Annotated in this window: 26 protein-coding genes; 17 read left to right on the plus strand and 9 right to left on the minus strand. The window is 68.1% G+C overall.

What is annotated here, in order from left to right:
* Nucleotides 1–2 precede the first annotated feature (2 nt).
* The 4 genes from RCO38_RS18215 to RCO38_RS18230 are packed head-to-tail and all read left to right on the plus strand — an operon-like array spanning nucleotide 3 to nucleotide 7,288.
* A complete protein-coding gene (locus RCO38_RS18215) occupies nucleotides 3–845 on the plus strand; it encodes a hypothetical protein (RefSeq protein ID WP_308329793.1) in 843 nt (280 codons plus the stop codon).
* A gap of 15 nt (nucleotides 846–860) precedes the next feature.
* A complete protein-coding gene (locus RCO38_RS18220) occupies nucleotides 861–1,211 on the plus strand; it encodes a hypothetical protein (RefSeq protein ID WP_308329795.1) in 351 nt (116 codons plus the stop codon).
* Nucleotides 1,212–1,268: 57 nt separating this feature from the next.
* Complete coding sequence (locus RCO38_RS18225) at nucleotides 1,269–4,778, plus strand: S8 family peptidase (RefSeq protein WP_308329797.1); 3,510 nt, start codon at nucleotides 1,269–1,271, stop codon at nucleotides 4,776–4,778.
* Between the two features lie 17 nt (nucleotides 4,779–4,795).
* Nucleotides 4,796–7,288, plus strand: a complete 2,493-nt coding sequence (locus RCO38_RS18230) for a hypothetical protein (RefSeq protein ID WP_308329799.1) — start codon at nucleotides 4,796–4,798, stop codon at nucleotides 7,286–7,288.
* An 18-nt stretch (nucleotides 7,289–7,306) separates the two neighbouring features.
* Here RCO38_RS18230 and RCO38_RS18235 read toward each other — a convergent pair whose 3' ends face one another.
* Entirely contained in the window at nucleotides 7,307–7,915 is a 609-nt protein-coding gene (locus tag RCO38_RS18235) for a M15 family metallopeptidase (protein WP_308329801.1), read from the minus strand.
* Between the two features lie 69 nt (nucleotides 7,916–7,984).
* A complete protein-coding gene (locus RCO38_RS18240) occupies nucleotides 7,985–8,224 on the minus strand; it encodes an ATP-binding protein (RefSeq protein WP_308329803.1) in 240 nt (79 codons plus the stop codon).
* Between the two features lie 20 nt (nucleotides 8,225–8,244).
* Between RCO38_RS18240 and RCO38_RS18245 the strand changes: the two genes are divergently transcribed.
* Nucleotides 8,245–8,712 carry a CoA-binding protein gene (locus tag RCO38_RS18245; RefSeq protein WP_066260645.1) on the plus strand — a complete coding sequence of 156 codons (468 nt, stop codon included), beginning with the start codon at nucleotides 8,245–8,247 and terminating at the stop codon, nucleotides 8,710–8,712.
* A gap of 4 nt (nucleotides 8,713–8,716) precedes the next feature.
* On the plus strand, nucleotides 8,717–10,003 hold the full coding sequence (locus RCO38_RS18250; protein ID WP_308329805.1) for an O-acetylhomoserine aminocarboxypropyltransferase/cysteine synthase family protein: 1,287 nt from the start codon (nucleotides 8,717–8,719) through the stop codon (nucleotides 10,001–10,003).
* Nucleotides 10,004–10,006: 3 nt separating this feature from the next.
* On the opposite strand, the gene RCO38_RS18255 is transcribed toward RCO38_RS18250, so the two are convergent.
* Nucleotides 10,007–10,723, minus strand: a complete 717-nt coding sequence (locus RCO38_RS18255; RefSeq protein ID WP_308329806.1) for an NUDIX hydrolase — start codon at nucleotides 10,721–10,723, stop codon at nucleotides 10,007–10,009.
* Between the two features lie 113 nt (nucleotides 10,724–10,836).
* On the opposite strand from RCO38_RS18255, the gene RCO38_RS18260 reads away from it, so the two are divergent.
* From RCO38_RS18260 to RCO38_RS18290, 7 genes are all read left to right on the plus strand, one after another.
* Complete coding sequence (locus tag RCO38_RS18260) at nucleotides 10,837–11,700, plus strand: cysteine hydrolase (protein WP_308329807.1); 864 nt, start codon at nucleotides 10,837–10,839, stop codon at nucleotides 11,698–11,700.
* A 13-nt stretch (nucleotides 11,701–11,713) separates the two neighbouring features.
* Nucleotides 11,714–12,910 carry a nicotinate phosphoribosyltransferase gene (pncB, locus tag RCO38_RS18265; RefSeq protein ID WP_308329808.1) on the plus strand — a complete coding sequence of 399 codons (1,197 nt, stop codon included), beginning with the start codon at nucleotides 11,714–11,716 and terminating at the stop codon, nucleotides 12,908–12,910.
* Nucleotides 12,907–14,607 (plus strand): NAD+ synthase, encoded by a 1,701-nt coding sequence (locus RCO38_RS18270; RefSeq protein ID WP_308329809.1) that lies wholly within the window; start codon nucleotides 12,907–12,909, stop codon nucleotides 14,605–14,607. The genes pncB and RCO38_RS18270 overlap by 4 nt, the downstream gene beginning before the upstream one ends.
* Before the next feature lie 4 nt (nucleotides 14,608–14,611).
* Entirely contained in the window at nucleotides 14,612–15,676 is a 1,065-nt protein-coding gene (locus tag RCO38_RS18275; protein ID WP_308329810.1) for a bifunctional nicotinamide-nucleotide adenylyltransferase/Nudix hydroxylase, read from the plus strand.
* 114 nt (nucleotides 15,677–15,790) lie between these two features.
* Entirely contained in the window at nucleotides 15,791–15,991 is a 201-nt protein-coding gene (locus RCO38_RS18280) for a hypothetical protein (protein ID WP_308329811.1), read from the plus strand.
* 13 nt (nucleotides 15,992–16,004) lie between these two features.
* The gene (locus RCO38_RS18285; protein WP_308329812.1) at nucleotides 16,005–16,928 is read left to right on the plus strand and encodes a DUF692 domain-containing protein; all 924 of its coding nucleotides are present in this window, start codon (nucleotides 16,005–16,007) and stop codon (nucleotides 16,926–16,928) included.
* Entirely contained in the window at nucleotides 16,925–17,503 is a 579-nt protein-coding gene (locus RCO38_RS18290) for a hypothetical protein (protein ID WP_308329813.1), read from the plus strand. The genes RCO38_RS18285 and RCO38_RS18290 overlap by 4 nt, the downstream gene beginning before the upstream one ends.
* A 15-nt stretch (nucleotides 17,504–17,518) precedes the next feature.
* Here RCO38_RS18290 and RCO38_RS18295 read toward each other — a convergent pair whose 3' ends face one another.
* The 6 genes from RCO38_RS18295 to RCO38_RS18320 all read right to left on the minus strand — a co-directional run bounded on the left by RCO38_RS18295 (nucleotide 17,519) and on the right by RCO38_RS18320 (nucleotide 21,646).
* Nucleotides 17,519–18,271 carry an amino acid ABC transporter ATP-binding protein gene (locus RCO38_RS18295; RefSeq protein ID WP_308329814.1) on the minus strand — a complete coding sequence of 251 codons (753 nt, stop codon included), beginning with the start codon at nucleotides 18,269–18,271 and terminating at the stop codon, nucleotides 17,519–17,521.
* Nucleotides 18,258–18,908 carry an amino acid ABC transporter permease gene (locus RCO38_RS18300; RefSeq protein WP_308329815.1) on the minus strand — a complete coding sequence of 217 codons (651 nt, stop codon included), beginning with the start codon at nucleotides 18,906–18,908 and terminating at the stop codon, nucleotides 18,258–18,260. Before RCO38_RS18300 ends, RCO38_RS18295 begins: the two co-directional genes overlap by 14 nt.
* Complete coding sequence (locus tag RCO38_RS18305) at nucleotides 18,901–19,578, minus strand: amino acid ABC transporter permease (RefSeq protein ID WP_308329817.1); 678 nt, start codon at nucleotides 19,576–19,578, stop codon at nucleotides 18,901–18,903. The genes RCO38_RS18300 and RCO38_RS18305 overlap by 8 nt, the downstream gene beginning before the upstream one ends.
* Before the next feature lie 31 nt (nucleotides 19,579–19,609).
* Complete coding sequence (locus tag RCO38_RS18310) at nucleotides 19,610–20,404, minus strand: transporter substrate-binding domain-containing protein (protein ID WP_308329819.1); 795 nt, start codon at nucleotides 20,402–20,404, stop codon at nucleotides 19,610–19,612.
* Nucleotides 20,401–21,126 carry a GntR family transcriptional regulator gene (locus RCO38_RS18315; protein WP_308329821.1) on the minus strand — a complete coding sequence of 242 codons (726 nt, stop codon included), beginning with the start codon at nucleotides 21,124–21,126 and terminating at the stop codon, nucleotides 20,401–20,403. The genes RCO38_RS18310 and RCO38_RS18315 overlap by 4 nt, the downstream gene beginning before the upstream one ends.
* 178 nt (nucleotides 21,127–21,304) lie before the next feature.
* On the minus strand, nucleotides 21,305–21,646 hold the full coding sequence (locus RCO38_RS18320) for a thioredoxin family protein (protein ID WP_308329822.1): 342 nt from the start codon (nucleotides 21,644–21,646) through the stop codon (nucleotides 21,305–21,307).
* An 84-nt stretch (nucleotides 21,647–21,730) separates the two neighbouring features.
* Between RCO38_RS18320 and RCO38_RS18325 the strand changes: the two genes are divergently transcribed.
* From RCO38_RS18325 to RCO38_RS18340, 4 genes are read left to right on the plus strand one after another with little or no spacing between them, the layout of a single operon-like run.
* Entirely contained in the window at nucleotides 21,731–22,168 is a 438-nt protein-coding gene (locus RCO38_RS18325) for a PACE efflux transporter (RefSeq protein ID WP_308329823.1), read from the plus strand.
* The gene (locus RCO38_RS18330; RefSeq protein ID WP_308329824.1) at nucleotides 22,165–22,458 is read left to right on the plus strand and encodes an acylphosphatase; all 294 of its coding nucleotides are present in this window, start codon (nucleotides 22,165–22,167) and stop codon (nucleotides 22,456–22,458) included. Before RCO38_RS18325 ends, RCO38_RS18330 begins: the two co-directional genes overlap by 4 nt.
* Nucleotides 22,459–22,504: 46 nt before the next feature.
* Entirely contained in the window at nucleotides 22,505–23,263 is a 759-nt protein-coding gene (locus RCO38_RS18335) for an NYN domain-containing protein (RefSeq protein WP_308329825.1), read from the plus strand.
* A 41-nt stretch (nucleotides 23,264–23,304) separates the two neighbouring features.
* Nucleotides 23,305–26,103: a type I restriction endonuclease subunit R gene (locus RCO38_RS18340; protein ID WP_308329826.1), complete on the plus strand. Its 2,799-nt coding sequence runs from the start codon at nucleotides 23,305–23,307 to the stop codon at nucleotides 26,101–26,103.
* Nucleotides 26,104–26,118: the final 15 nt, after the last annotated feature.

Genomic DNA, 26,118 nt, shown 5'->3' on the forward strand with positions numbered 1-26,118 from the left:
CCATGCAGACCACACCCTCATGGATGCACCACGCGGGCCTGCTGGCCGGGCTCGGGCCGCGCGCCTTCGTGCCCCGGGTCGAAGGCGACGCCCTGGCCGCGGACCTCTCCTTCCGCACCTGCATCGAGGCCGGCAGCGGCGCGCTGGTGTCCGTGCAGGCGCCGGGTGCGCGCCGCCTCCACCTCTGGACCCGGCGCCCGGGTGCCCCGGGCGCGCAGCGCTGGACCCACTGGCTGGATGGCCACGAGGTGGGCGAGGTGGTGATCGGCGCCCCCGGCTGGCAGCCGCAGGAATGGGGCTGGGAGCGCCCGCACCAGGGGCTCCACCAGCGTGTGGAAACGCTCGCCACCCTCTACCGCATCGACGCCGACCACAAGACCGAGCCCTGGTTTTCCTACCACCTGCCGCGCCAGGCCGACGTGGCCGATGCGCTGCGCCTGCTGGGCCTGTCGACCGCCTGGTCGACGGTGGCGGACGTCTGGGCGACCGTGCTGGGCCGGCCCCTGCCGCCGCGCAGCCGCCCCTGGAGCCTCGGGCTGCGCGGCCCCGGTGGCGACCAGCCCGCCTTGCGGGTCGCCAGCAGCCTGTGGGCGCTGGTGCCAGAGACCCGGGACAAGTGCGACCGCCTCACCGAGGCGGTGCACCGCCTGGGGGGTGACGGGTGCTTCGCCCAGGCGCTCTACAAGCTGCTCGCACCCGATCTGCCGGACCCGCCGTCGCAGGTGATCGGCGCGGCCATCGAGATCAGCCTGCACCCCGACGGCACGCTGGACACCGTGCACTTCGTGCTGCGCGGCCCCAAACAGACCCTCCACCACGGCGGCCAGGCACCGCCCCTTCACTGACCACCGGAGCGCCCCATGGACAACGACGACACCTCCTACCTGAACAAGATCGACGCACCGACCAGCCTGCAGATCCGCCTGCTGGCCCCGCAGGACAACCCGGTGGTCGATGTGCTCCTGCAATGGGCGTCCACGCCCAGCGCTGCCGACCTGGACCAGGTGGCCCGGCTGGGGGGCGTCTGGAACCGCCCGCCCACGGCCGCGGCAGGCCCCGCGCCGACCGACCTCCAGACCCTGCGGCTGCCGCTGAGGGCGCTGGCCGATCTGGCGCGCCTGCCGTCGGTCCGGGCGCTGGCGGCCGCCGCGCCGCTGGCACCGGACACCGACGACGGTCCGCCCGCCGATGGCGTCCGGTCGAACCCCTGACGGCCGGCGTGTCCGCCGCCGTTCTCGCCATCCCTTCGATCTCTGGAGAACACCATCATGAGCAAGATCGACGCCTCCCTGAATCTCAACCTCCGGCTGAAGGCCGGCAACCAGCTGGCGGGCGACCTGCTCGACCGCTACGGCTTCTCGGCCGATGGCCAGCGTGTGTCGGTGCTGGTGCAGTTCAGCGGCGAAACCGGCCCGCTCGTGGCAGCGGGCCTGCAGATCGCCAGCCGGACCGACGACGTGCTGACGGGCGACATCGCGGTGTCGGCCATCGACGCCCTCGCGGCCCTTGAAGGCGTGGTGCGCATCGAGGGCGCGCGCCTGATGCATCCCATGCTCGACATCGCCACCGCCGATGCCCACCTGGGCCACACGCGCAGCCCGGGCATCGGCACACCACCCACCGCCTACCGCGGACGCAATGTGATCGTGGGCCTGATCGATTCGGGCATCGACTACACCCACGCCAGCTTCCGCAGGGCCGACGGCAGCACGCGCATCCTGCGCATCTGGGACCAGTTCCTCGTGCCGGCGGCCGGCGATGCGGCGCCGGCCGGCTACAGCTACGGCGTCGAGTACACCGACACCCAGATCAACAGCGCCCTGGGCAATGCCAACCCCCACAGCGTGGTGCGCCACCGCGACCGGGGCGCCCATGGCACGCACGTGGCGGGCATTGCGGCGGGCAATGGCCGCGCGGCGGGCACCTTTGCCGGCGTCGCGCCCGAGGCCGACATCATCATGGTGCGCAACGACAGCCGCGGCAGCGACGGCACGCTGCAGCTGGCCAACTCGGTGCGCACGGTCGATGCCCTGCACTACATCTACAGCGTGGCGGCCGCCCTGAACCGGCCGGTGGTGATCAACCAGAGCCAGAGCATGAACGTCGGCCCGCACGACGGCACGACCCTGCTGGAGCAGGCCATCAACCGGGAGCTGGGTTTTCCCGGCCGGGCCTATGTCTGTTCGGCCGGCAACCAGGCCGACAACGCCATCGCGGTCAGCGGCAGCGTGCCGGCCTCGGGCAACCTGGTGCAGACCTTCAGCGTGCCGGCCGGCGACGTGGTGGACGACACCATCGACCTCTGGTACCCCGGCAACCAGCGGCTGTCGATCACCGTGACCAACCCGGCGGGCGTGGCCACGCCGGTGGTGGCGCCGCCGGCCGCAGCGGCGGCACCGACCACGCTGGTCCACACCCTGGCCGGCGGCAACGTGGTGGCGATCGACTCGCGCATCGACAGCGTGCAGAACCACGACAACGAGATCCTGATCCGGCTGACCCGTGGCACGGCGGCGTCGATTGCCAGTGGCACCTGGCGCATCACGCTGACCAACGCCGGCACCACGGCCGTGCCGTTCGACGCCTGGATCGAGCGCCCGGTGGATGGCAACCCGGTCTGGACCGGCAGCCCCGACACGGTCAGCAAGTCGGTGGCGATCCCGGCCAGCGCGCGCGAGGCCATCGCGGTGGGCTGCTACCGCACCAAAACCGGCGCCGGCGCCGATGCCGGTGGCAACAAGGGCACGCTGTCGGACTTCTCCAGCCGCGGGCCCACGCGCGACGGGCGCATCAAGCCGGACCTGAGTGCCCCGGGCGAGTTCGTCATGTCGGCGATGTCCATCGACGAAACCAGCCCCGGCACCACCGACGCGAGCGGCACCTACCAGCTCATGGCCGGCACCAGCATGTCCACGCCCATGGTCGCGGGCACCGTGGCCCTGATCCTGGAGAAGAACCCCACCCTGCGCCAGGAGCAGATCCGGCTGGGCCTGCAGGCCACGGCCCGCAAGGACGCGCAGACCGGCACCGGCGACGCGGTGCCAAACAACAACTGGGGCCACGGCAAGCTCGACATCGAGGCCGCCGTGGCCTACAACTACCCGGCCTTCGCCAGCCGCAACTGGGTGCGCATCCGCACCATGCTCTACAACTGGACCGAGGCCGACACCCCGCCGACCTTCGAGATCAGCGCCAACGAGAACGGCGAGGCGGTGATCGAACTCGCCTGGGACCCGCAGGCCCTGCTCGCGCCCAGCACCGGCTATGTGCCGCTGCGCTACTACAACACCGGTCAGGCGCTGGACGTCACCATCACCAAGGCCGCGGGCGGCAACCAGCCCATCCAGCTGCCCGTGCAGGTGATCCGGCTGGCCGGCAACCGGGCGCGCTGGCAGATGCCCCAGGCCCTGTGGGACGGCTACCGTGAGGAGCTGCGCAAGGCGCGGGTGGGCCAGTCCACCATGTCGCCCAACCTCTACTACCGCGTGCGCCTGAACCCCACCGGCGCGGCCTCGGTGCTGATCTGGCCGCCCGACGCCAGCTTCCAGAACGACCCGCTGGCGCAGCGGCTGGCCATCATCCAGACCAGCCTGTCGGCCGCCTCGCAGGTGGCGCCGGACCAGGCGGCCGTCGACGCCATGCCGGTGCCCTGGGGGGCCTTCCTGCAGTGGCTGTGGAACAACCTGCCGGCCGACTCGCCCGACCGCCAGTCGCTCGCCGGGGTGTTCAGCCACCGCTTCTTCAGCAACGAGATCGAGACCGCCACCCGCGGCAAGATCCTGATGCTGTGGCTGTTCGCCGGGCCGGGCGCGCGGCAGAAGCTGCCGACCCTGCTGGACACGCGCTTCCGCAACGCCGCCAACCTGGAGATGTCCATCCTCAAGCAGCCCGATCTCAAGGACGGTGTGCTGCTGGTGGACCACCTGCTGGCCCTGCTGCAGATCGACCCCCACCCCGACATCGCCGGTGTGACCGCCGCCGAACAGCTGGTCGACGACGCGCTGACCGAGATCATGGACCCCAACGGCCAGACCAACCAGGGCACGGCCAGCACCTGCGGACCCACGAGCGTGCAGACCCTGCTGATCAACACCAATGCGTCCGAGTACGTGCGGCTGCTGCGCGGCCTGCTCGGCCGCGAGGCCAAGGCCACCCTGGCCAACGGCGACCAAATCGAGGTGCCGCCCGGGGTCTACCAGGTGGCGCGCTACGCCGGCGCCGCCTCGCTGCCCTTCTTCGTGCGGACCAACGCCGAGCTGGGCTTCCAGTCGGCCGTGCTGCGCTATGCGCGCGGCAGCGCCTGGCCCGAGTACGACCCGTCGGCACCGCCGGACGCGCCCAATGGCGTGAACACCGTGTTCCAGGAAACCATGCGGCGCGGCGTGACGGCGGCGCAGCTGCAGCGGGCCCTCAGCGGGCTGCTGGGGCGCAACCACTCGACACAACAGGCGCCGCAGCCCACCGACGCGCTGCGCAACGACTTCGTGCAGCGCATCCAGCAGGCGCGCGACCCGATGCTGCTGGTGGTGCACTGGGGCGCACCGCCCAGCGACGCGGCCCACACCGGCCTGCACGCGGTGGTGGCGCTGCGCGGCGAATCGGGACGGGTGTTCTTCAAGAACCCGCAGTACGCGGGCAGTTCACCACCGGCCGGCGCCTCACCCAATGGCGGCGCCACAGCACCACCCCGACGCTACGAAGACCCGGCCCAGGCGCTGGAGTCCATGGGCGACAGCGATCTGGGGTCCTGGATCCGCTGGTTCCACCACCCCGCCTGACCACCAAGGAGCCTGCCATGCTGTACCTCGATGCACCGATCGGCCCCATCCGTGGCCTGATGATCTACCGCGATCACGAAGACACCAACCTGTTCTATTACGTGCCCGAACGGCCGCGGCTCGCCCTCAACGACGGCGTGCCCGAGTTCCTGTTCCTCAAGTACCGGCGCGACATCACCGACAACCCCGACTTCGACCCCGATGCGGGCGGGCAGTCGCTGGGCGGCGGCTTCATGGCCTTCACCGTCGACCTCGGGGTGGACGACCGCACGCTCAGCAGCATCAAGGGCGAGCTGGGCCGCTTTGCCGACGGCGACGTCAAGCTGGTGCCGATCCAGTTCCGCAAGGGCACGGTGCGGCTGTCGGTGGTCAAGGACGCGGCCGAGGACCCGCCCGCGGGCGCCCCGGCCCCCTCGCCCACGGCGGCGCGCGGCCTCAAGCTTTACGAGGAGGTGTACGGCGCCACGCAGCCCTCGCTGTTCGGCTTCAACCGCGCCACCTTCGCCATGATGCTGGACCGCGAGGCGGCCACCCTGATGGAGGCCGGCCTGCGCACCGGCATCAGCCCGGTGGGCGTGATCTACAACCTCGAGTTCCTGGGCCTGCGCCCCTCGTTCCGCATCAAGATCCGTGCCGAGTACAAGCGCGTCTACGAGACCCTGGAGGCCGAGCTGGGCGCGCGCGGATCGATCGGCATGGTCAGCCTGGCGGCCGACATCGGCGTGGCCTTCCAGAAGCTGCGCGACAACGGCTCGGTGCAGATCGAGGTGATGAACTTCACCGACGACGAGGACCTGCGCAAGAAGGCCGACGACGCCTGGCAGTGGTTCCAGACCAAGCTGCTGGAGGACTTCTTCGAGTCCGCCCTCGAACCGCCGAGCTTCATGACCCGCCAGTCCGGCAACCTGGGCATGCTGGGCCAGCTGCAGTCGCTGTTCGGCGGCCTGACCGGGCCGCAGACCGGCACCGCGCTGGCGCCGCCCATGGGCGCGCCGTCCACCGCCACGCCCACCACCGCACCGGCGGTGCACGGGCCGTCCGAAGGTGTGCCGTCCACCAGCAGCGTGAACCGCACCGCGGCGGCGGCCAACACCGGCAGCGGTGGCGCGGCCGGGCCGGCGGGCAACAGCTCGATCTCGCCGTTTCAGGTGGCCTTCTCGCTCAAGTTCGTGCACCAGGACGAGCTGCAGGTGCGCACCTTCGACTATTCCATGCAGTCGGCCGAGGCGCGCACGGCCGCGCCGCAGGGCATGTTCGGCACCGTGGTGGCGGGCTTCAACCTGGCCGACCGCATCCGCAGCGTGAGCCTGGACGACAGCTTCTTCCAGCGCCTGATCGCCACGGTGTCGATGGGCACCGACCTGGCGCAGGCCGGCATCGCCAGCGTGGCGGTGAACCTGGAGTACCCCGGCGAGCGCCCGGCCAACGAGGACGCCCAGCACGTCGACGGCTTCCTGTTCGTGCCCGGCAAGACCGATCCGCGCACCTTCACCACCTTCCTCAACGACCGGCGCGACCTGAGCTACCGCTACAAATTGGACATCACCTTCACGCCCAACAGCGACTGGACGGCGGGCAACACGCAGGTCTCCACCGGCTGGGTGGTGGAGCGCACGCGCCAGCTGGTGATCGCGCCGCTCGACCACGTCGAGCTGATGGACGTGGAGGTGTCGCTGGGCGACATGGACAGCGGCGAGATCACGCAGGTCGAGGTCGAGCTGGTGTACGACGACCCCTCCAACGCCTTCCGGGTCGAGAAGACCCTGCTGCTCAAGCCCGGCGAGGCCACCAAGCACTGGCGCCTGCGGCTGGCCAACAACGCCACCCGCAGCTTCCGTTACCGGGCGCGCTACTTCCTCAAGTCGGGCAACCTGCGCGTGCAGGAAGACTGGATCACCACCGCCGACCCGGCGGTGATCATCAACGAGCCCTTCGAGGGCGAACTCAACATCCGCCTCATCCCCCTGCTGGACCAGACCAACCTGATGGAGGCGGTGGTGGACATCCGCTACCACGAGGCGGCCTCGGGCTACCGGCGCGAGTTCCAGGAGATCTACGACGAGACCCGGCTGGACCGCCGCTCGCTGCGCATCCCCACGCTGGCGCCCGAGCCGCCGCCCTTCACCTACGAGACCACGGTGGTGCGCGGCGACGGTTCGGTGTTCGAGTCCGGCCAGGTGGCGGCCGACGGCAACGTGGCGGTGATCATGGACGGCGTCGGCGTCACGCAGCGCATCCGGGTGCGCCTGCCCCAGGCCACGCTGGGCTCGCTGGTCGCGCTGAAGGTGGACCTGCGAGGGCCGGGCGACGAGCCCGACTTCGCCAGCGTGCTGTTCACGCCCAGCCAGCTGGAAGAGAAGACCGTGGTGCTGGTGCAGCCACCATCGGCGGGCGGCGGGCCGTTCACCTACGGCTTCACGGTGACGGGCTACAACAACCTGGGCCAGCCGGTGCCCGGCCAGACCGGCCAGCAGTCGGGGCCGGCCCTGGTCGTGCCCATGCCGGCCTGAGCCGGCGGCCGGTGCCGCTCAGGCGAACACCGGTTGCCCGCTGGCGAGCCGTTCGCGAAAGCTCGCCAGCATCTCGCGCTCGGAGAGGTCCTGCGCCCAGACCGGCCGCAGCTGGAAATGGGGCTGGTCGACGATGGTGGTCCAGTTGCCGCCCCACTCCAGCCCCAGTTCCATGCCCAGCACACCGACCGCCTTGTACTTGGGCGACTCGGGCAGGTACTTGTTGCCGCTGAAGACGCCGATGTCGAAGGCGATGCCGAAGTTGTGGTTGGAGAAGCCACCGCGCGCGTTGGTGACCTTGGGCCCGGGTGCGGTGCGCCCCTTGGCGAACAGCGCGTCCTGCTCGGCGAAGCTGCGGGTGCCGCTGATCACCTTGATCTGGATGCCACTGGCCGCGGCCTTCTGCACCAGTGCGCGCGCCATGGGGCGGGCTTCCGGCAGCAGGGTGGCGATGGCGGCCTCGCTGCGCGGGTCCACCGCGGAGAGGGCCTGCTCCGGCGGCTTGCGGTTGATCGTGGGCTTGACCAGCGCGGCGTAGATGGCACCCCAGGTCTGTGGTCCGGCGCGGCCGTCGGTCTCAATGCCCAGTGCGCCCTGGACGGCGCGAATCATGTCGGTGATGTCCATGGAACCTCCGAAGTGAAACGCTTCCCTCAGGAAGCCGGAGGACCACTGTAGGACGCTCGCGCGGGGGCTTCATCCCTCGCCAGAGGGACCTCCGCCCAGCCGCTGCATGGTGATCGCATCGAACGGGCAGCGCACCACGCACTTCGCGCAGCCGGTGCAGCCGGCCTCGTCGTGCAGCGTGCTCTTCTTCTGCCAGCCCGGCACCACGGCCAGCGACAGCACGTGCGGCGGGCACACCGCCACGCACCAGCCGCAGCCGGTGCAGCGCGTCGGGTCGATGACAGGCAGTGCCTTGCGTTCGCTCGCCATGGCGGTATTGTGTCGGGACCATGCAAGACGACATCCCCACCCTGCGCCGCATCCTCGCGCGCGACCGCACCATCGCCGTGGTCGGCCTCTCGGCCGAATGGCACCGCCCCAGCTACTTTGCAGCCAAGTACATGCAGGAACGCGGCTACCGCATCGTGCCGGTCAACCCGCGCTACCCGGAGATCCTGGGCGAGAAGAGCTATGCGCGCCTGGAGGACATCCCCTTCCCGGTCGACATGGTCGACGTGTTCCGCAAGGTCGAGGAGATCCCGGCGATTGCCAAAAGCGCGGTCGCCATCGGCGCGAAGACGCTGTGGCAGCAGCTGGGCCTGATGAGCGAAGAGGCCGACCGCATCGCCACGGAAGGGGGACTCGACTCGGTGTGGGACCGCTGCGTGAAGATCGAACACGCGCGCCTGTTCGGCGGCCTCAACTGGGCCGGCGTGAACACCAAAGTGATTTCGTCGCAACGACCGAAGCAGGGCTGAGACCATGGCCGACCGCACGTTCCAGCCCGAGACGCTCGCCATCCACGCGGGCCAGATTCCCGACGCCGCGACCGGCGCGCGCGCCCTGCCCATCTACCAGACCACCAGCTTCGTGTTCGACAGCGCCGACCACGCGGCCAGCCTGTTCAACCTGCAGACCTTCGGCAACGTCTACTCGCGCCTGTCCAACCCCACGGTGGCGGCGCTGGAAGAGCGCGTCGCGGCGCTCGAAGGCGGGCGCGCCGCGGTCGCCACGGCCAGCGGCATGGCGGCCGAGGCGCTGGCGCTGACGACGCTGCTGCAGGCCGGCGACCACGTGGTCGCGGCCGGCGCGCTCTACGGCGGCAGCGTGACCATGCTGGCGGTCAACCTGAAGAAGTTCGGCATCGAGACGAGCTTCGTCGACGCCACCGACCCCGGGGCCTTCGCCGCCGCGATCCGCCCCAACACGCGCGCGCTGTTCGCCGAAACGCTGGGCAACCCCAGCATGGTGGTGCTGGACATCACTGCCATCGCCGACGTGGCGCACGTCCACGGCCTGCCGCTGGTGGTGGACAACACCGTGCCCAGCCCCTTCCTCTGCAACCCGATCCGCTTCGGTGCCGACATCGTGGTGCACAGCGCCACCAAGTACCTCGCCGGCCACGGCAGCACGCTGGGTGGCGTGGTGGTCGAGAGTGGCCGCTTCCCCTGGGACAACGGCAAGTTTCCCGGCATGACCGAGCCCTCGCCCGGTTACCACGGCGTGAAGTTCTACGAGACTTTCGGCAACTTCGGCTTCACCATGCGCTGCCGCATGGAAGGCCTGCGCGTGTTCGGTGCATCGCTCGCGCCCACCAGCGCCTGGCAGATCCTGCAGGGTGTGGAGACGCTGCCGCTGCGCATGGAGCGGCACTGCGCCAATGCGCTGGCGGTGGCGCAGTACCTCCAGGACGACCCGCGCGTGGGCTGGGTGAATTACCCCGGCCTGCCGGACCACCCGCAGCACGACCTGATGAAGCGGCAGATGCGCGGCGCTTCGGGCCTGCTGGCCTTCGGGGTGAAAGGCGGCCTGGCACAGGGCGTGAAGTTCATCGAGAGCGCGCAGTTCATGAGCCACCTGGTCAACATCGGCGACACGCGCACCCTCATCAGCCATCCCGCCAGCACCACGCACCGCCAGCTCGACGAAGCCCAGCAGCTGGCGGCCGGCGTGCCGCCGGACATGGTGCGCATCTCGGTCGGTCTGGAGCACATCGACGACATCCTGTGGGACATCGACCAGGCGCTGGACCGGGCGGTGAAGGTCTGAGAGTCACTCCCCCGACTTGAAGCCGCGCGGGAACACGGTGGCGCGTTCCCGCTCGCGCAGCCGGTAGCCCATGGCAGGCCGGCCGTGGTCGCCGGTGACGGGGCCGGCCTCGTCGAGGTAGTCCGCGTCCAGCATGCGTTTGCGGAACGCGCTCTTGTCCAGGGCGCGGTCCAGAACCACCTCGTACACCCGCTGCAGCTGCGGCAGGGTGAAGGGCTCGGGCAGCAGGAAGGCCGGCAGTGAGGTGTATTCGACCTTGCCGCGAAGCCGTTCGATGGCGGCGTTCAGCAGCACGTTGTGGTCGAAGGCCAGCCGGCGCCGCAGCGCCTGGTCGAGGGGCAGCCACTCGGCCGGTGTACGGCCTGCTTCCTGGCTGGCGGGCCGGGCGATCAGCGCGAAGTAGGCGTGGGTGCTGGACCAGCCGCGCGGGTCGCGCTTTGCATCCCCCCAGCTGCCCAGCTGCTCCAGGTAGGGCGAGGCCACGCCGGTCTTGGCCCGCAGCTTGCGCTGGGCGCAGGCCAGCAGCGAGGCGTCCTGTTGCACATCCACGAAGCCACCGGGCAGGGCCCAGCGGCCGGGAAAGGGCTCGTCTTCGTCGTCGGGCCGGCGCACCAGCAGCACACACAGCCGATCGTCGACGACGGTGAAGATGACCACGTCGACCGTCACCAGCGGCCGCTCGAAGTCCACACTCCTTGAAACCTCACGTGAAAGGGACATGGCTTGACGCTCCGGATTTTAGTTGTACTATACAACCCACATGAGTTGCACTGTGCAACTCATGTGGTGGATGGCAGCACCACCTTCCCCTACCATCGACCCAGGAGGACACCATGAGCAGCCGCAGCACCCTGTTGATCATCGACCCGCAGAACGACTTCTGCGACATGCCCGAGGGCTGGCGCGCCACCGATCCGCTGCGCAATGCCCACATCGCACCCGCCCTGCCGGTCAACGGTGCCCACGCCGACATGCTGCGCCTGGCCGCGTTCATCGACGCTCGTGGCGATGGGATCGACCGCATCGTCGTCACGCTCGACTCCCACCAGCGCTACGACATCGCCCACCCCACCTTCTGGCAGACCGGCGAAGGCGCCACCGTGAATCCGTTCACCGCCATCACCGCGGCCCAGGTCCGCGCGGGCGACTACCGGCCCCGCGACGTCGGTGCTCTGCCGCGCGCTCTGGCCTACCTCGACGCGCTGGAGCAGGCGGGCCGCTACACGCTGATGGTCTGGCCGGTGCACTGCGAGATCGGCACCTGGGGCCACAACGTGCACGCCGCGGTCCAGGCCGCCTACAACCGCTGGGAAGACCGGCGCCTGGCGGTGGTGCAGAAGGTCACCAAGGGCAGCAACCCCTGGACCGAGCACTACAGCGCCCTGCAGGCCGAGGTGCCCGATGCGGCCGACGAAGACACGCAACTCAACCGTGCGCTGATCGCCAGCCTCGACCAGGACGAGCGCATCGTGATCGCGGGCGAGGCCAGCAGCCACTGCGTCAAGGCCACCGTCGAACACCTGGCGCAGCACCTGCCCTCGCGCCGGCTGGACAAGCTGGTGCTGCTGACCGACGCGATGAGCCCGGTCACCGGTTTCGAGGCGCAGGCCCAGTCCTTCCTGGCCGACCTGCAGCGCCAGGGCGCGCGCCTGGCCACCTGCGCCGAGGTTCTTCCCCTTTTGCAGGCCGAGGCCTGAACACGGAGCCGCCATGGAACCCGTCATCACCAGCCTGCTGGACACCGACCTCTACAAGTTCACGATGTGGCAGACCATGCTGCACCGCCACCCGCAGACGCAGGCGGAGTACCGCTTCGTCTGCCGCAACCCGCCGGCCTTTCCGCTGACGCGGCTGCTGGACGAGGTGAATGCCGAGCTGGACGCGCTGTGCGCGCTTTCGTTCAGCGAGGACGAGCTGCGCTACATCGGCGGCCTGCGCTACATCAAGAGCGACTTCGTCGACTTCCTGCGCATCTTCCGTTTCCAGCGCAACTTCATCGAAGCCTTTGCCGAGGGCGACCAGCTGCGCATCGTGGCCAAGGGGCCGCAGGTGCACGTCATGGCTTTCGAGATCTTCGTGCTGGCCATCGTCAATGAGCTGTACTTCCGCCGCTTCGACCGCGCCGCCGCCGAAGCCGAAGGGCGCCGCAGGCTGGACGCCAAGATCGGTGTGATCGAGGCCTTCGTGCAGCAACCCGCGCTGCGCCACCCTTTCGAGCTGTTCGATTTCGGCGTGCGCCGCCGCCTCTCGCGACCCTGGCAGCGCGAGGTGGTGCAGGCCTTCAGCGCGCGCCTGCCCCAGGTCTTCAAGGGCACGTCCAATGTGCGGCTGGCCGCCGACCTCGGCCTGGTCCCCATCGGCACCATGACGCACGAGTACCTGCAGACCTACCAGGCGCTGGGCGTGCGCCTGCGCGATTCGCAGAAGGCCGCGCTCGAAGACTGGGTGCAGGAATACCGCGGCGACCTGGGCATCGCGCTGACCGACGTGGTCGGCATGGACGCCTTCCTCGCCGACTTCGACCTCTACTTCGCCAAGCTGTTCGACGGTCTGCGCCACGACTCCGGCGACCCGCTGGTGTGGGCCGAGAAGGCCCTGGCCCATTACGCGAAGCTGCGCATCGACCCGCACACCAAGCGCCTGGTGTTTTCCGACGGCCTGACGGTGGACAAGGCCATTGCGATCTACCGCGCACTGGGCGACCGCACGCAACTGGGCTTCGGCATCGGCACCCACCTGTCCAACGACGTGGGCCTGCAGACGCTCAACATCGTCATGAAGCTCACCAGCGCCAACGGCCAGCCGGTGGCCAAGCTGTCCGACTCGCCCGGCAAGACCCTGTGCGACGACGCCACCTTCCTGGCCTACCTGCGCCAGGTGTTCAACGTGCCCCCGGAGGCAGCATGATCAGCATCACCCTGGCCCAGCTCAACGTCACCATCGGCGACATGGACGGCAACGTGCGCAAGATGGTGGCGGCCGCGCAGCGCGCCCGCGACGACGGCGCCGATCTGGTGGTCTTCTCCGAGCTCTCGCTCACCGGCTATTACCCGGGCGACCTGCTCGACGAACCCCACTTCATGGCCCGCGTGGACGCCGGCTTCGAGGCGCTGCTGCAGGCCTCGCGCCAGATGCCCGCGCTGCACTGGGTGATCGGCATGCCGGCGGGCCACGGGGGGCCCGGCCGGCGGCTGCGCAACGTGCTGCGCGTGGTGCGCGCCGGCGAGGTGCTGCTCGAATACGCCAAGCAGCTGCTGCCCAGCTACAACATCTTCAGCGAGCGCCGCCACTTCGAGCCCGGCCCCGACGTGGCCAAGGTGCTGCGCATCGGCAGCGCCCAGGTCGGCTTCCTGATCTGCGAGGACGGCTGGAACGACGACGTCAGCGGCTACGCCGTCAACCCGTTCGAACGGCTGCGCGACGCCGCGCCCGACCTGGTGGTGTCCATCAACGCCAGCCCCTCGAACATCGGCAAGCGCGAGCAGCGCCACCAGATCTTCGGCGCCGCCAGCCGCCGCCACGGCCTGCCCATCCTCTACGTCAACCAGGTCGGCGGCCACGACCAGCTGGTCTACGACGGCGCGTCCTTCGCGGTGGAACCCAAAGCCGGCGTGGTGTTCGAGGCGCAGCGCTTTGTCGAGGACGTGCGCACCCTGCGCTTCGAGGCCAGCGGCTTCCGCGGCGCGCGCGGCGAGACCCTGCCGTCGGTGCCGGCCGCCGGCCTGCCCACCATGGCCTTCTACCGCCAGCAGATCGTGCTGGGCCTGCGCGACTACGCACGCCGCTGCGGCTTCACCCAGGCGGTGGTTGGCTCGTCCGGCGGCATCGACTCGGCCATCACCATCGCGCTGGCAGCCGAAGCCTTCGGGCCCGACCGCGTGACCGCCATCACCATGCCCTCGGTGTTTTCCTCGGCGGGTTCGGTGGACGACTCGCAGGCCCTGTGCGACGGCCTGGGGGTGCGCCTGCACCGCCACCCCATCGCCGACCTGGTGCAGGGCTACCGCACCGGCTTCGAAGCGGCCTTCGACGCGCCCCTGCAAGGCCTGGCGCTGGAGAACCTGCAGGCCCGCATCCGCGGCACCATCCTCATGGAATATTCCAACACCTGGGGCCACCTGCTGCTGACCACCGGCAACAAGTCGGAGATGTCGGTCGGCTACTGCACGCTCTACGGCGACACCAACGGCGGCCTGGGCCTGATCGGCGACCTCTACAAGACCGAGGTGTTCGCGCTGGCCCGGCACCTCAACGAGGCGGCCGGCCGCGAAGTGATCCCGCAGGCCATCCTGCACAAGCCACCCTCGGCCGAACTCGCGCCCGACCAGAAGGACACCGACAGCCTGCCGCCCTACGAGGTGCTGGACGAAGTCCTCAAGCACCTGATCGAAGGCCACGGCCTCGCGCGCGAGGAAGGCGCCGAGGTGGAACGCTTCGTGGCTCGCCTGCTGCTGCAGCCCGAGGGCGCCGCCCTGGTGGACCGCGTGCGCCGCATGGTCGCGCGCAGCGAGTACAAACGCCGGCAGGCCCCGCCCGTCATCCGCGTGCGCGCCCGCGCCTTCGGCTCGGGTCGCCAGATGCCGATCGCGGCCCAACACTTCTGACGCCATGAACACCTCACAGCACTTCGCCGCCGCCGTCTGCATCGGCCGCTTCCAGGGCCTGCACCTGGGCCAGCTTGCCGTCATCCGCCGCGCCCTTTCGCTCGCGCCGCGCGTGGTGGTCGTCATCGGCTCGGCCTTCCAGGCGCGCAGCGCCAAGAACCCCTTCACCTGGGCCGAACGGGTCGAGATGATCCGCCTGGCGTTGGGCACCGACGAGGCGGCACGCGTGGGCTTTCTGCCGGTGCGCGACCACTACGACGGCCAACGCTGGGTGCAGGCCGTGCGCGAGGGCGTGCGTGCGCAGCTGGGCACGCTGCCGCCGGGGCAGGCCGTGCTGGTGGGCCACCACAAGGACGCCACCAGCACCTATCTCGACGATTTTCCCGGCTGGCTGCTCGACGACGTGGGCTCGCAGGGCGCGCTGCATTCGAGCGCCGTGCGCGACGCGCTCTTTGGCGCCGCCGGCCACCCGCTGGAGCCCGCGCTGGCGGCCCTGGTCAGCCAGGTGCCGCCATCGACCATCCACTTCCTGCGCGCATGGGCCCAGCTGCCCTGCTACCGCGAACTGGCGGCCGAATGGGCCAGCCTGCGCACGGAAAAGGCCCTGTGGGCCAGCGCGCCCTACCCGCCGGTGTTTGTCACGGTCGACGCGCTGATCCAGTGCGCCGACCACGTGCTGCTCATCGTGCGCGACCGCGCCCCGGGCCAGGGCCTGTTCGCGCTGCCGGGCGGCTTTCTGGAGCCGCGCGAGACGGTGTACCAGTCCGCCCTGCGCGAGCTGCAGGAGGAGACCGGCCTGCACCTGCTGCCCGGCGACATCGCCCACGCGCTCCAGGGCGTGCGCGTCTTCGACCACCCCGACCGCAGCGCGCGCGGTCGCGTCATCACGCACGCCCACCACTTCGATCTCGGCCAGCGCCCGCTGCCCGAGGTGCAGGGCAGCGACGACGCCCGCTCGGCGCAGTGGTTGCCCATCGCCGAACTCGCGGCGATGGAAGACCGCTTCCACGACGACCACTTCCACATCCTCGACAGCTTCCTCGGGCTGACCGGGTCTCCATCCGTTTGATGACGCACCCGGTCCCTGCTCATTCAGGCGAGGGATGACCCTTCCGAAGTCGGCTCCTAGCATGGCCCAGCCGTCCCGCGTCGGGGCGGCACAACCCCCACGCAGGAGAGACCCATGGCCACCCTCAAGAAGACGCCGCAGGTGCGCGAAGTCCGGCTCGCGCTGTCCAACGACATGCCCTTCGACAAGATCGTCGATGTGCTCAAGCAGACCCTGACCATCCCGGAACTGCCGGGCCTCAAGGGCTGCCGACCCTGCCTGTCGGGGCTGGATCGCTTCGTGATCGAAGACATCGTCAACGGCCGCATCCGCTGAGCCGGAAACCGCCATGCTGCCACTGCCCAAGCTCGGCGTGGGACTGGCCTTTCAGACCCCTCTGCGGGGTCTGATCGAGCGGCCGGCCGGCGCCTTCGACATGGTCGAGGTCGTGCCTGACATCCTGTGGACCGACCTTGGTCCGGGTCACGAGCCGCGCTACCTCGACGACATCGAACACCTGGCCTGGCTCGACGGCATCGCGCGCGGCATGCCCGTCATCCCCCACGGCATCGGCCTGTCCATCGGCAGCGCCGCCCACTTCGACCCGCAGCACCTGCAGCAGCTGCGCCGCTGGCACCAGCGCCTGCGCTTTCCCTGGTACAGCGACCATCTGGCCTTTCACGTGGCCGACCACCGCGGCGAGGCGGTCAACGTCGGCATCACCCTGCCCCTGCCGCGCGACCTCGCCACCATCGACCTCATCCGCCCGCGCGTGCGCCAGGTGCAGGCCGCGGTGCCGGTGCCCTTCCTGCTGGAAAACAACGTCTGGTACTTCGACATCCCGGAGGCGGAGATGGACGAAGCGACCTTCCTCAACGCGCTGTGCGAGCGCTGCGGCTGCGGTCTGCTGCTGGACCTGCACAACGTGCACACCAACGCGGTCAACCACGGCTTCGACGCGCGCGGCTTCATCGACGAACTGGACCTGACCAACGTGGGCGAGATCCACGTGGCCGGCGGCATGATGCTCGACGGCGTCTACCTGGACGCCCACAGCGACGCGGTGCCCGACGAGGTCTGGGCGCTGCTGGAACACACCCTGCCCCGCTGCCCCAACGTCGGCGCAGTGGTGTTCGAACTGTTCGGCTCGTGGTTCGACGTGGTCGGCGAAGCACGGGTGCGCGCCGACCTGCGCCGCATGAAGCGGCTCTGGCAGTCGTGCCAGCCGCACCGGGCGATCAGAGCCGAACCTGACTTCAAGGTGGCCGCATGAGTGCAGCAACGTTCCAGTCGCTGATGGCCCGGCTGGTCATAGAGCCCGCGTGGCGCGCGTCGGTGCTGGCGCAGGGCCTGCCGGAGGACGCGGACCTGAGCGCGCTGGAGCGCCGCCGGCTGAACGCCATCGCCGCCAGCACCGGGCTGGACACCAACCAGACCCTGCACAAGGGTTTCCGCCTCGGCAAGATCAAGGCCCTGCTGCCGCTGACCACCACCCTGCTCAAGGGCGAGGCGCTGCAGGCGGCGCTGTCCGGCTTCTGGGCGCAGCACCCGCCCAGGACCTTCTATTTCCTGCCCGAAGCCATCGAGTTCTGCGACTTCCTGCTGGCCCGGCCGTCGCACGATCCTTACCTGCATGAGGTGGCGGCCTTCGAGCGTGCCCACCTGGAGCTGCAGCGTGCGCGCACAGACGATCCCGCGCCGCAGACCGTGCGCTTCGTGCACCACCCCTCGCAGCTGTTGGGCCCGCTGGCCCAGGGCCGGCGGCCGGTGTCCGTGGAGCGCCGGCCGTGCACCGCCGTGGGTGTGCGCGACCCCCGGGGCCAGGCGCAGTGGACCCTGCAGGAGTGAGCGGCCCGCCGCCGCTCAGTGGATCGACGCGAGGAACTGCTGCAGCTCCGGCGTCTTGGGCGCCGCGAACAGTTCTGCGGGCGGCCCCATTTCGTGCACGCGACCCTGGTGCATGAAGATCACGCGGTCGCTGACCTTGCGCGCGAAGCCCATCTCGTGCGTCACCATCAGCAGCGTCATGCCCTCGTCGGCCAGCGACTCCACCACGCGCAGCACCTCGCCCACCAGTTCGGGGTCGAGCGCCGAGGTGATCTCGTCGCACAGCAGCACGCTGGGCGCCATGGCCAGCGCGCGGGCGATCGCCACGCGCTGCTGCTGACCGCCCGAGAGCTGGTCCGGAAACGCGTCGAACTTCTCGCCCAGGCCCACGCGCTGCAACAGCCGGCGCGCCTGCTGCTCGCCCGCGTCCTTGGCGGTCTTCTTCACCAGGCCGGGCGCGAGCATCACGTTCTTGCCCACGCTCAGGTGCGGGAACAGGTTGAACTGCTGGAAGATCATGCCCACGTGCTGGCGCAGCGCGCGCATGGCGGCGGCGTCCTCGTGCAGCAGGGGTTGGCCGTCCACCGTCAGCGCGCCGGACTGGAAGGTCTCCAGCCCGTTGATGCACCTCAGCAGCGTGCTCTTGCCCGAGCCGCTCTTGCCGATGATGGCGATCACCTCGCCCTTTTTCACCTGCAGGTCGATGCCCTTGAGCACCTCGTTGCTGCCGTAGGACTTGCGCAGCGCGCGGATGTCGACGATGGGGGTGGCGGTCTCAGCGGACGGCATTGAGTTTCCTTTCGAGGCGGCGCGCCGTCAGGCTCACGGGGAAGCAGAGCGCGAAATACATCAGGGCCACGCAGCTGTAGACCAGGAAGGGCTGGAAGGTGGCGTTGGTGATCATGGTGCCGGCCTTGGTCAGCTCGACAAAGCCGATGACGGACGCCAGCGCCGTGCCCTTGATGACCTGCACCAGGAAGCCCACGGTCGGCGCGATGGCGATGCGCGTGGCCTGCGGCAGCACCACATGGTGCAGCTGCTCGGCAAAGCTCAGCGCCAGGCTCTGCGCCGCCTCCCACTGCCCCTTAGGCACCGAGGCCACGCAGCCGCGCCAGATCTCGCACAGGAAGGCGCTGGTGTAGAGCGTGAGCGCCAGCGCCGCCGAGACCCAGGCCGAGGTGTCGACGCCGAACAGCGCGAGGCCGAAATAGGCCAGGAACAGCTGCATCAGCAGCGGCGTGCCCTGGAAGAGCTGCACGTAGCCGGACACGAAGGTCTCGGCGCCGGGCCAGCGCGCGGTGCGCGCCACCAGCAACAACAGGCCGACGAGACCGCCGCCGATGAAGGCGACCAGCGAGAGCGCCACCGTCCAGCGCGCGGCCAGCAGCAGGTTGCGCAGGATGTCCCAGAGGGAAAAGTCAACCACGGGCGCCTCCCTGGCCGAAGATGAAGCGCGGACCGGCCCAGTTGAGCAGGGCGCGCACGCCGATGGCCAGCAGCAGGTAGAGGCCGGTGGCGACGATGAAGGCCTCGAAGGCGCGGAAGTTGCGGCTCTGGATCAGGTTGGCCGCGTAGCTCAGCTCCTCGGTCGCGATCTGGCCGCACACCGCCGAGCCCAGCATCACGATGATGATCTGGCTGGTCAGCGCGGGCCACACCTTGCGCAGCGCGGGCGGCAGCACAACGTGGAAAAAGGTCTGTGCCCTGCTCAGCGCCAGGCTGGCCGCGGCCTCGTACTGCCCCCTGGGGGTGGCTTCGATGCCGGCGCGCACGATCTCGGCCGCGTACGCTCCGAGGTTGACCACCATCGCGATCACCGAGGCGGTCTCGGGCGTGAGCTTCACGCCCGCCGCCGGCAGCCCGAAGAACACGAAGAACAGCTGCACGATGAAGGGCGTGTTGCGGATCAGCTCCACATAGGTGCCCACCACCCAGCGCAGCCACAGCGGACCGTGGCTGCGCGCCCAGGCGCAGGCGATGCCGACGGCGACGCCCAGCAGGGCGGAGATGGCCGTCAGCCCCAGCGTCCAGGCCACGCCGGTGGCCAGCAGCGGCCACTGCTCCAGCACGGCCAGGAAGTCGAGTTCGATGCGCATGGCGCCCGTCCTTTGTGTGCGTCAGTAGCGCTTATTCAGGAAGGGTGCCGGCGGGCCGGCCCAACCACTTCTTGGCCATGGTGTCCAGATCGCCCGCCTTCTTCGCCGCGAGGATGACCTCGTTCACCTTGCTGCGCAGCGCGTCCTCGCCCTTGGCCACGCCGATGAAGTTCGGGCTGTCCTTGAGCAGCAGCTTGTACTCGGTGTTCAGCTGCGGGTTGCGGGCCATCATGTTGCCGGCCACCGAGGCGCCCGTCGCGATCACCTGTACCTGGCCCGAGACGAAGGCCGAGACGGTGGCGTTGTTGTCTTCGAAGCGCTTGATGTCGGCGCCCGCCGGCGCGACCTTGCTCAGTTCCTGGTCCTCGATGGCGCCGCGCGTGACGCCCACCGACTTGCCCGCCAGGTCGGCGAACGAGGCCAGCGGCATCGACTTGGCCGCGAACACCGCCTGGAAGAAGGGCGAGTAGGCGACGGTGAAGTCGATCACCTTCTCGCGCTCGGGGTTCTTGCCCAGCGTGGAGATGACGAGGTCGGCCTTCTTGGTCTGCAGGTAGGGGATGCGGTTGGCGCTCGTCACCGGCACCAGTTCCACCTTCACGCCCAGCTTGCCGGCGATGTACTTGGCCATGTCCACGTCCAGGCCCTGGGGCTGGAGGTCGGTGCCCACAAAGCCGTAGGGCGGGAAGTCGGTCGGGATGGCGATCTTGATCGCCTTGGCCTTCATCACGTCGTCCAGCGCGGTCTGCGCATGGGCGCCGCCGGTGAGGGCGACCAGGGCGAGGCCCGCCGAGAGGGCAAGCAGGTGGCGTTTGGTGGTCTTCATAGAACAGCTCCTAGGTAGGTGGGGGAGGGCGGGGTGTCGGGGTCGTTGCGCGGGCCCGAAACGGGGGCGAGCGCGGCGCGCAGCCCGGCTAGCGGGTCGGCCGCGGCCGTGTCCAGCCGCAGCGCCTGCTGCACGTGGCCGATGTGCTGGGCCATCAGCGCCTCCGCGCGCGCGGTGTCGCCGGCTTCGAGCGCCTTGACGATGTCCACGTGCTCCTGGCACGAATGCGCCGCGTCGTGCGTGCTCTGGTAGAGCATGGCGATCAGCGTGGTGCGCGCGGTGAAGTCGCGCAGCGTGTCGGCCAGCAGCTGGTTGCCCAGGCACTCGGCCAGGCACACGTGGAAGTCGCCCAGCAGGTAGCTGCGCCGGCCCACGTCCGTGCCCTTGAGCGCCTGCTTCTCCTCGCGGATGTGGCGCTTGAGCTTGTCCAGCTTGGCCTTGTCCATCGGTGCCGCGCTGCGGATGAGGCCGGTCTCGATCACGCGCCGCGCCTCGAATGCCTCGCGTGCCTCGGCCTCGGAAGGCTCCACGACGAACCATCCGCGGCGCGAGCTGACGGTGACGATGCCGCGCGCGGCCAGCTGCATCAGGGCCTCGCGCACCAGGGTGCGGCTGCAGTCGAACAGCATGGACAGCGCCTGCTCGCCCAGGCGCGCACCCGGCGCGAGCTTCTGCGCCAGGATGGCTTCAACAATGCGGTCGGCGATGTCGCTGGAGGTCATGGTGGGCAAAGGTGGTTGCCGACCCCTCTTGCCAGAACCGTGCCAGCCAGTTCACAGGCCTTGTATGCAAGACAGGTGCATCAGACAGGTGCACATCGGGGTGAAACGCGGCCGCGCGCCCCGATCCGGCCCATGCGACCGCCCGGTTCCGGTGCCTGCGGGAAAGAAAAAGGGGCGCTCAGCCGCCCCGCGCTGCCAGCCGCTGTGCCAGCGCGACGGCTTCGGGCGTCACGCCCTGTGGTGCCGCGCCCTCAGGGCTCAGGCGCGCGATCAGGTTGTCCAGGAACGCCGCCTGCGGCGGAATGGCGCTCAGGAAAAGCGCCCGGTCACCGCGCGCGATCAGTACCGTCGGGAAGGTCTCGATGTCCAGTCCGACCTCGTCCATCAGGTCCGGCTCGTCCTCGATGTCCAGCCAGTGCCAGCGGTGCTGCGGGTGGCGCGTGGCGACCGCGTCCCAGTCCGGCCGCCAGGCCCGACAGGCACTGCACCACTCGGCACACAGACAGACCACATCCAGCATTCAACCGCTCCGACCAGACATCACAATCGGGGGAGCATAGCCGCGCGCCTGCGGCCCCTACACCCCCCCGTACAAAGTCCGTCCATGCAAGGCATCCGCCGCAAAGTCGTCTATGTCACCCTGTTCGAGTTGATCGCCATCGCTATCAGCAGCACCGGCCTGGCCGCCGGCTCGGGCGCCAGCGTGCAGCACGCGGGCGTCGCGGCCATCGCGTCCTCCGTCATCGCCGTGGTGTGGAACCTGGCCTACAACACCGCCTTCGAACACTGGGAAGCGCGCCAGACGGTGCGGGGCCGCAGCTTCAAGCGACGCGCGGCGCACGCCATTGGTTTCGAGGTGGGCTTCATCGTCACGCTGGTGCCGCTGTTCGCCTGGTGGCTGGACATCGGCTGGTGGCACGCGCTGGTGCTGGACCTTGGCCTCTCGGCGTTTTTCCTCGTGTACACCTTCGTCTTCAACCTGGCGTTCGACAAGGTGTTCGGCCTGCCCGCGTCGGCGCTGCCGCTGCCCGAAACCCCATGAGCACCCAAGCCGTCACCAACCGCCACCTGCGCATCACCGGCCGCGTGCAGGGTGTGGGCTACCGCTGGAACATGGCGCAGCAGGCGACCGCGCTGGGCGTCAGTGGCTGGGTGCGCAATCGGCGGGACGGGAGTGTGGAAGCGCTGGCCTGTGGCCCGGCCGAGGCGGTGCAGGCGCTGATCGACTGGGCTCGGCGCGGGCCGGAGATGGCGCGGGTGGATGGGGTGGTGGTGACGGCGTTGGAAGATGAGGACGCGCTGAGCGGGTTCGAGCAGCGGAAGACGGTGTAGACGCTGCCTATGATGTAAACCTCAAACCCGAGGGAGGCCCTCTCAGATGGCGAACAATCACCACGGCGCAGATCAGGAATCGCGCGTCGCCGTCCTGGTGGACTGTGACAACACCACCCCTGAAATCCTCGAATACGCATTGCGCGTCGTCGCGCAGTTCGGCCGCGTCGTGCTGCGCCGCGGCTACGGCAACCACAGCACCCTGGCCAACAAGTGGCAGGAAGCGCTGGTCCGCCTCGCCTTCACACCCTGCCTTCAATACCAGTACGCTGCGGGCAAGAACACGTCCGACATCGCGCTGGCGCTGGACGCCATCGAAGCCCTGTTCGACCGCCGGGCCGACACCTTCTGCCTCGTCACCAGCGACTCCGACTTTGCCTACCTCTGCCGCAAGCTGAGAGAGCGCGGCGCCACGGTCCACATCGTGGGCGAAGCCAAGAGCCCGGACGCCTTGCGTAACGCGAGCGACCAGTTCTTTGAGTGGGTGAAGCCTGAACCAGCAGCCGAGCTACCCAAAGTCGCTGCCAAGGTGGAGTCGGCAAAACCTGACTCGGCCAAGCCAGCGGCGAAGCAACGTCCGATGTTTGTCGTCGAGGCAGTAACCTTGTTGGCGGCGGACACATCGGAAGGAAAAGTCAGCGTCGGTGGTCTGGGCTCCTATCTAAAGCGTGCAGACCCATCTTTCTCGCCCAAGAACTACGGCCATTCGGGGCTGCTTGACATGCTCAAGACCTACGACCTGCTCAAGGTGCAGCAGGAAAATGGCGGGCATTGGACCGTTCGCCTTGCCTCAGCGGCGACCTGACAATAGCGTTCCAGCTCTCAAGAACCAATCAAGACTGATAAATGACGCACTCAGAAGCGGCCACCAGGTCAGCGCTGATCGACAAGGCCCTTGGCCAATCGGGCTGGAACGTCAAAGACCCAACCCAGGTCATTGAAGAGTTCGACATCACGGTCGGCCTGGCGCCCGGTGTCAAAGAGCCACGCACCCCTTACGAAGGCCATCAGTTCAGCGACTACGTGTTGCTTGGCAAGGATGGCAAACCATTGGCGGTGGTTGAAGCCAAACGAACCAGCAAAGACGCAGCTCTGGGCAGGGAGCAGGCCAAACAGTACTGCTACAACATCCAGAAGCAAGTGGGGGGCGAACTGCCATTCTGCTTCTACACCAACGGTCACGACACCTACTTCTGGGACTTGGAGAACGCTCCACCCCGTAAGGTGGTGGGATTTCCAACGCGCGATGACCTGGAGCGCTTCTCGTACATCCGCCGCAACCGCAAGCCGCTGACGCACGAGTTCATCAACACCTCGATTGCGGGCCGCGACTATCAAATCCGCGCCATCCGTTCAGTGCTCGAAGGCATTGAGCAAAAGAAGCGGGACTTTCTGTTGGTCATGGCCACCGGCACAGGCAAGACAAGAACCTGTATTGCCCTGGTCGATGCCCTGATGCGCGCCGGGCATGCCGAGAAAGTGCTGTTTTTGGTGGATCGCATTGCCCTTCGCGAGCAAGCCCTGGCGGCCTTCAAAGAGCACATGCCCAACGAGCCACGTTGGCCGAACCTAGGTGAAAAGTTGGTCGCCAAAGACCGCCGGGTGTATGTCGCGACCTACCCGACGATGCTCAACATCATCCGAGACGAGGCGCAGCACCTATCGCCTCACTTCTTTGACTTCATCGTGGTCGATGAGAGCCACCGCTCCATCTACAACACCTTTGGAGAGGTCCTCGACTACTTCAAGACCATCACCCTGGGGTTGACCGCCACTCCCACGGACCTGATCGACCACAACACCTTTCAGCTGTTTCACTGCGAAAGCGGCATCCCGACGTTTGCGTACACATACGAAGAGGCCGTTAACAACGTCCCGCCCTATCTCTCCAACTTCCAGGTCATGAAGATCCAGACCAAGTTCCAGATGGAGGGCATCAGCAAGCGCACCATTTCGCTGGAAGACCAGAAGAAGCTGATCCTGCAAGGCAAGGACGTTGAAGAAATCAATTTCGAAGGGTCGCAACTCGAAAAGCAGGTCATCAACAAGGGCACCAACACCCTGATAGTCCGCGAGTTCATGGAAGAGTCCATCAAGGACGCGAACGGTGTTCTGCCAGGCAAGACCATCTTCTTCTGTGCCACCAAGGCCCACGCCCGACGCATGGAAGAGATCTTTGACAAGCTCTATCCCCAGTACCACGGCGAGCTGGCCAAGGTCATGGTGTCAGACGATCCGCGCGTCTACGGCAAAGGCGGCTTGCTCGATCAATTCACCAACAACGACATGCCGCGCATCGCCATCAGCGTGGACATGCTCGACACAGGCATCGACGTGCGAGAAATCGTCAACCTCGTCTTCGCCAAGCCGGTGTATTCGTACACCAAGTTCTGGCAGATGGTCGGGCGTGGTACGCGCTTGCTCGAAACGAACAAGCCCAAACCGTGGTGCCTTGAGAAAGACGTGTTTCTTATCCTCGACTGCTGGGACAACTTCGAGTACTTCAAGCTCAACCCCAAAGGCAAGGAGCTGAAGCCACAGTTGTCGCTGCCGGTGCGGCTGGTCGGTCTGCGCCTCGACAAGATCGAAAAGGCCAACGACAGTGGCCATGAAGACATTGCCGCACGGGAAGTTGCCAAACTGCGCTCGCAGATTGCAGCGTTGCCCAAAGAGTCTATCGTCATCAAGGAAGCCGCTGCCGCTTTGGCGAGGCTACAAGACGAGAACTTCTGGATCAGCCTCAACCACGACCGGCTGGACTTCCTTCGCGCAGAAATCAAGCCGCTGTTTCGCACCGTTTCCGAAGCCGACTTCAAAGCCATGCGCTTTGAGCGCGACGTGCTGGAGTACTCCCTCGCCATTCTCAGCGAAGACAAGGAACAGGCCGAAACCCTCAAAGCAGGCATCGTCGAGCAGATCAGCGAGTTGCCCCTGTCGGTCAGTTTCGTGAAGCAGGAAGAAGCCCTCATCCGCGCCGCCCAGACCAACCACTATTGGGCCAAGGCCGACGACGATGTCTTTGATGAACTGGTCGCCAAGCTCGGCCCGCTGATGAAGTTCCGGGAACACAACACGGGGCAGGAACAAACCCACCTCGATCTGGCCGATGAGCTACACAAGAAGGAGCGAGTGGAGTTTGGCCCTCAACACGAGTCGGTCAGCATCACCCGCTACCGCGAGATGGTCGAGGCCCTGGTCACGGAGCTGACAGACCACAACCCGGTGCTGCAGAAAATCAAGAACGGCGAACCCGTCAGCGCTGAGGAAGCCAGCCAACTGGCCGACCTGCTGCACGAAGAGCACCCGCACATCACCGAAGACCTCCTGCGTCAGGTCTACAAGAACCGCAAGGCGCGCTTCATCCAGTTCATTCGCCACATCCTGGGCATTGAGCCACTCAAGACCTTCCCGGACGAGGTCAGAGCCGCCTTTGACCAGTTCATTCGCGCCCACACCACGCTCAGCGTCAGGCAGATGGAGTTTCTCAACCTGTTGAAGAACTTCATCATCGAGCGAGAGAAGGTCGAAAAGAAAGACCTGATCAACGCGCCCTTCACCGTCATCCACCCACAGGGCATTCTTGGCGTGTTCACTCCGACAGAAATCAACGACATCCTGCAGCTGACCGAACGGTTGGCTGCCTAAGAAACCAGGCACACC

The organism is Hydrogenophaga pseudoflava (assembly GCF_031020795.1).
Lineage (GTDB): Bacteria > Pseudomonadota > Gammaproteobacteria > Burkholderiales > Burkholderiaceae_C > Hydrogenophaga > Hydrogenophaga pseudoflava_A.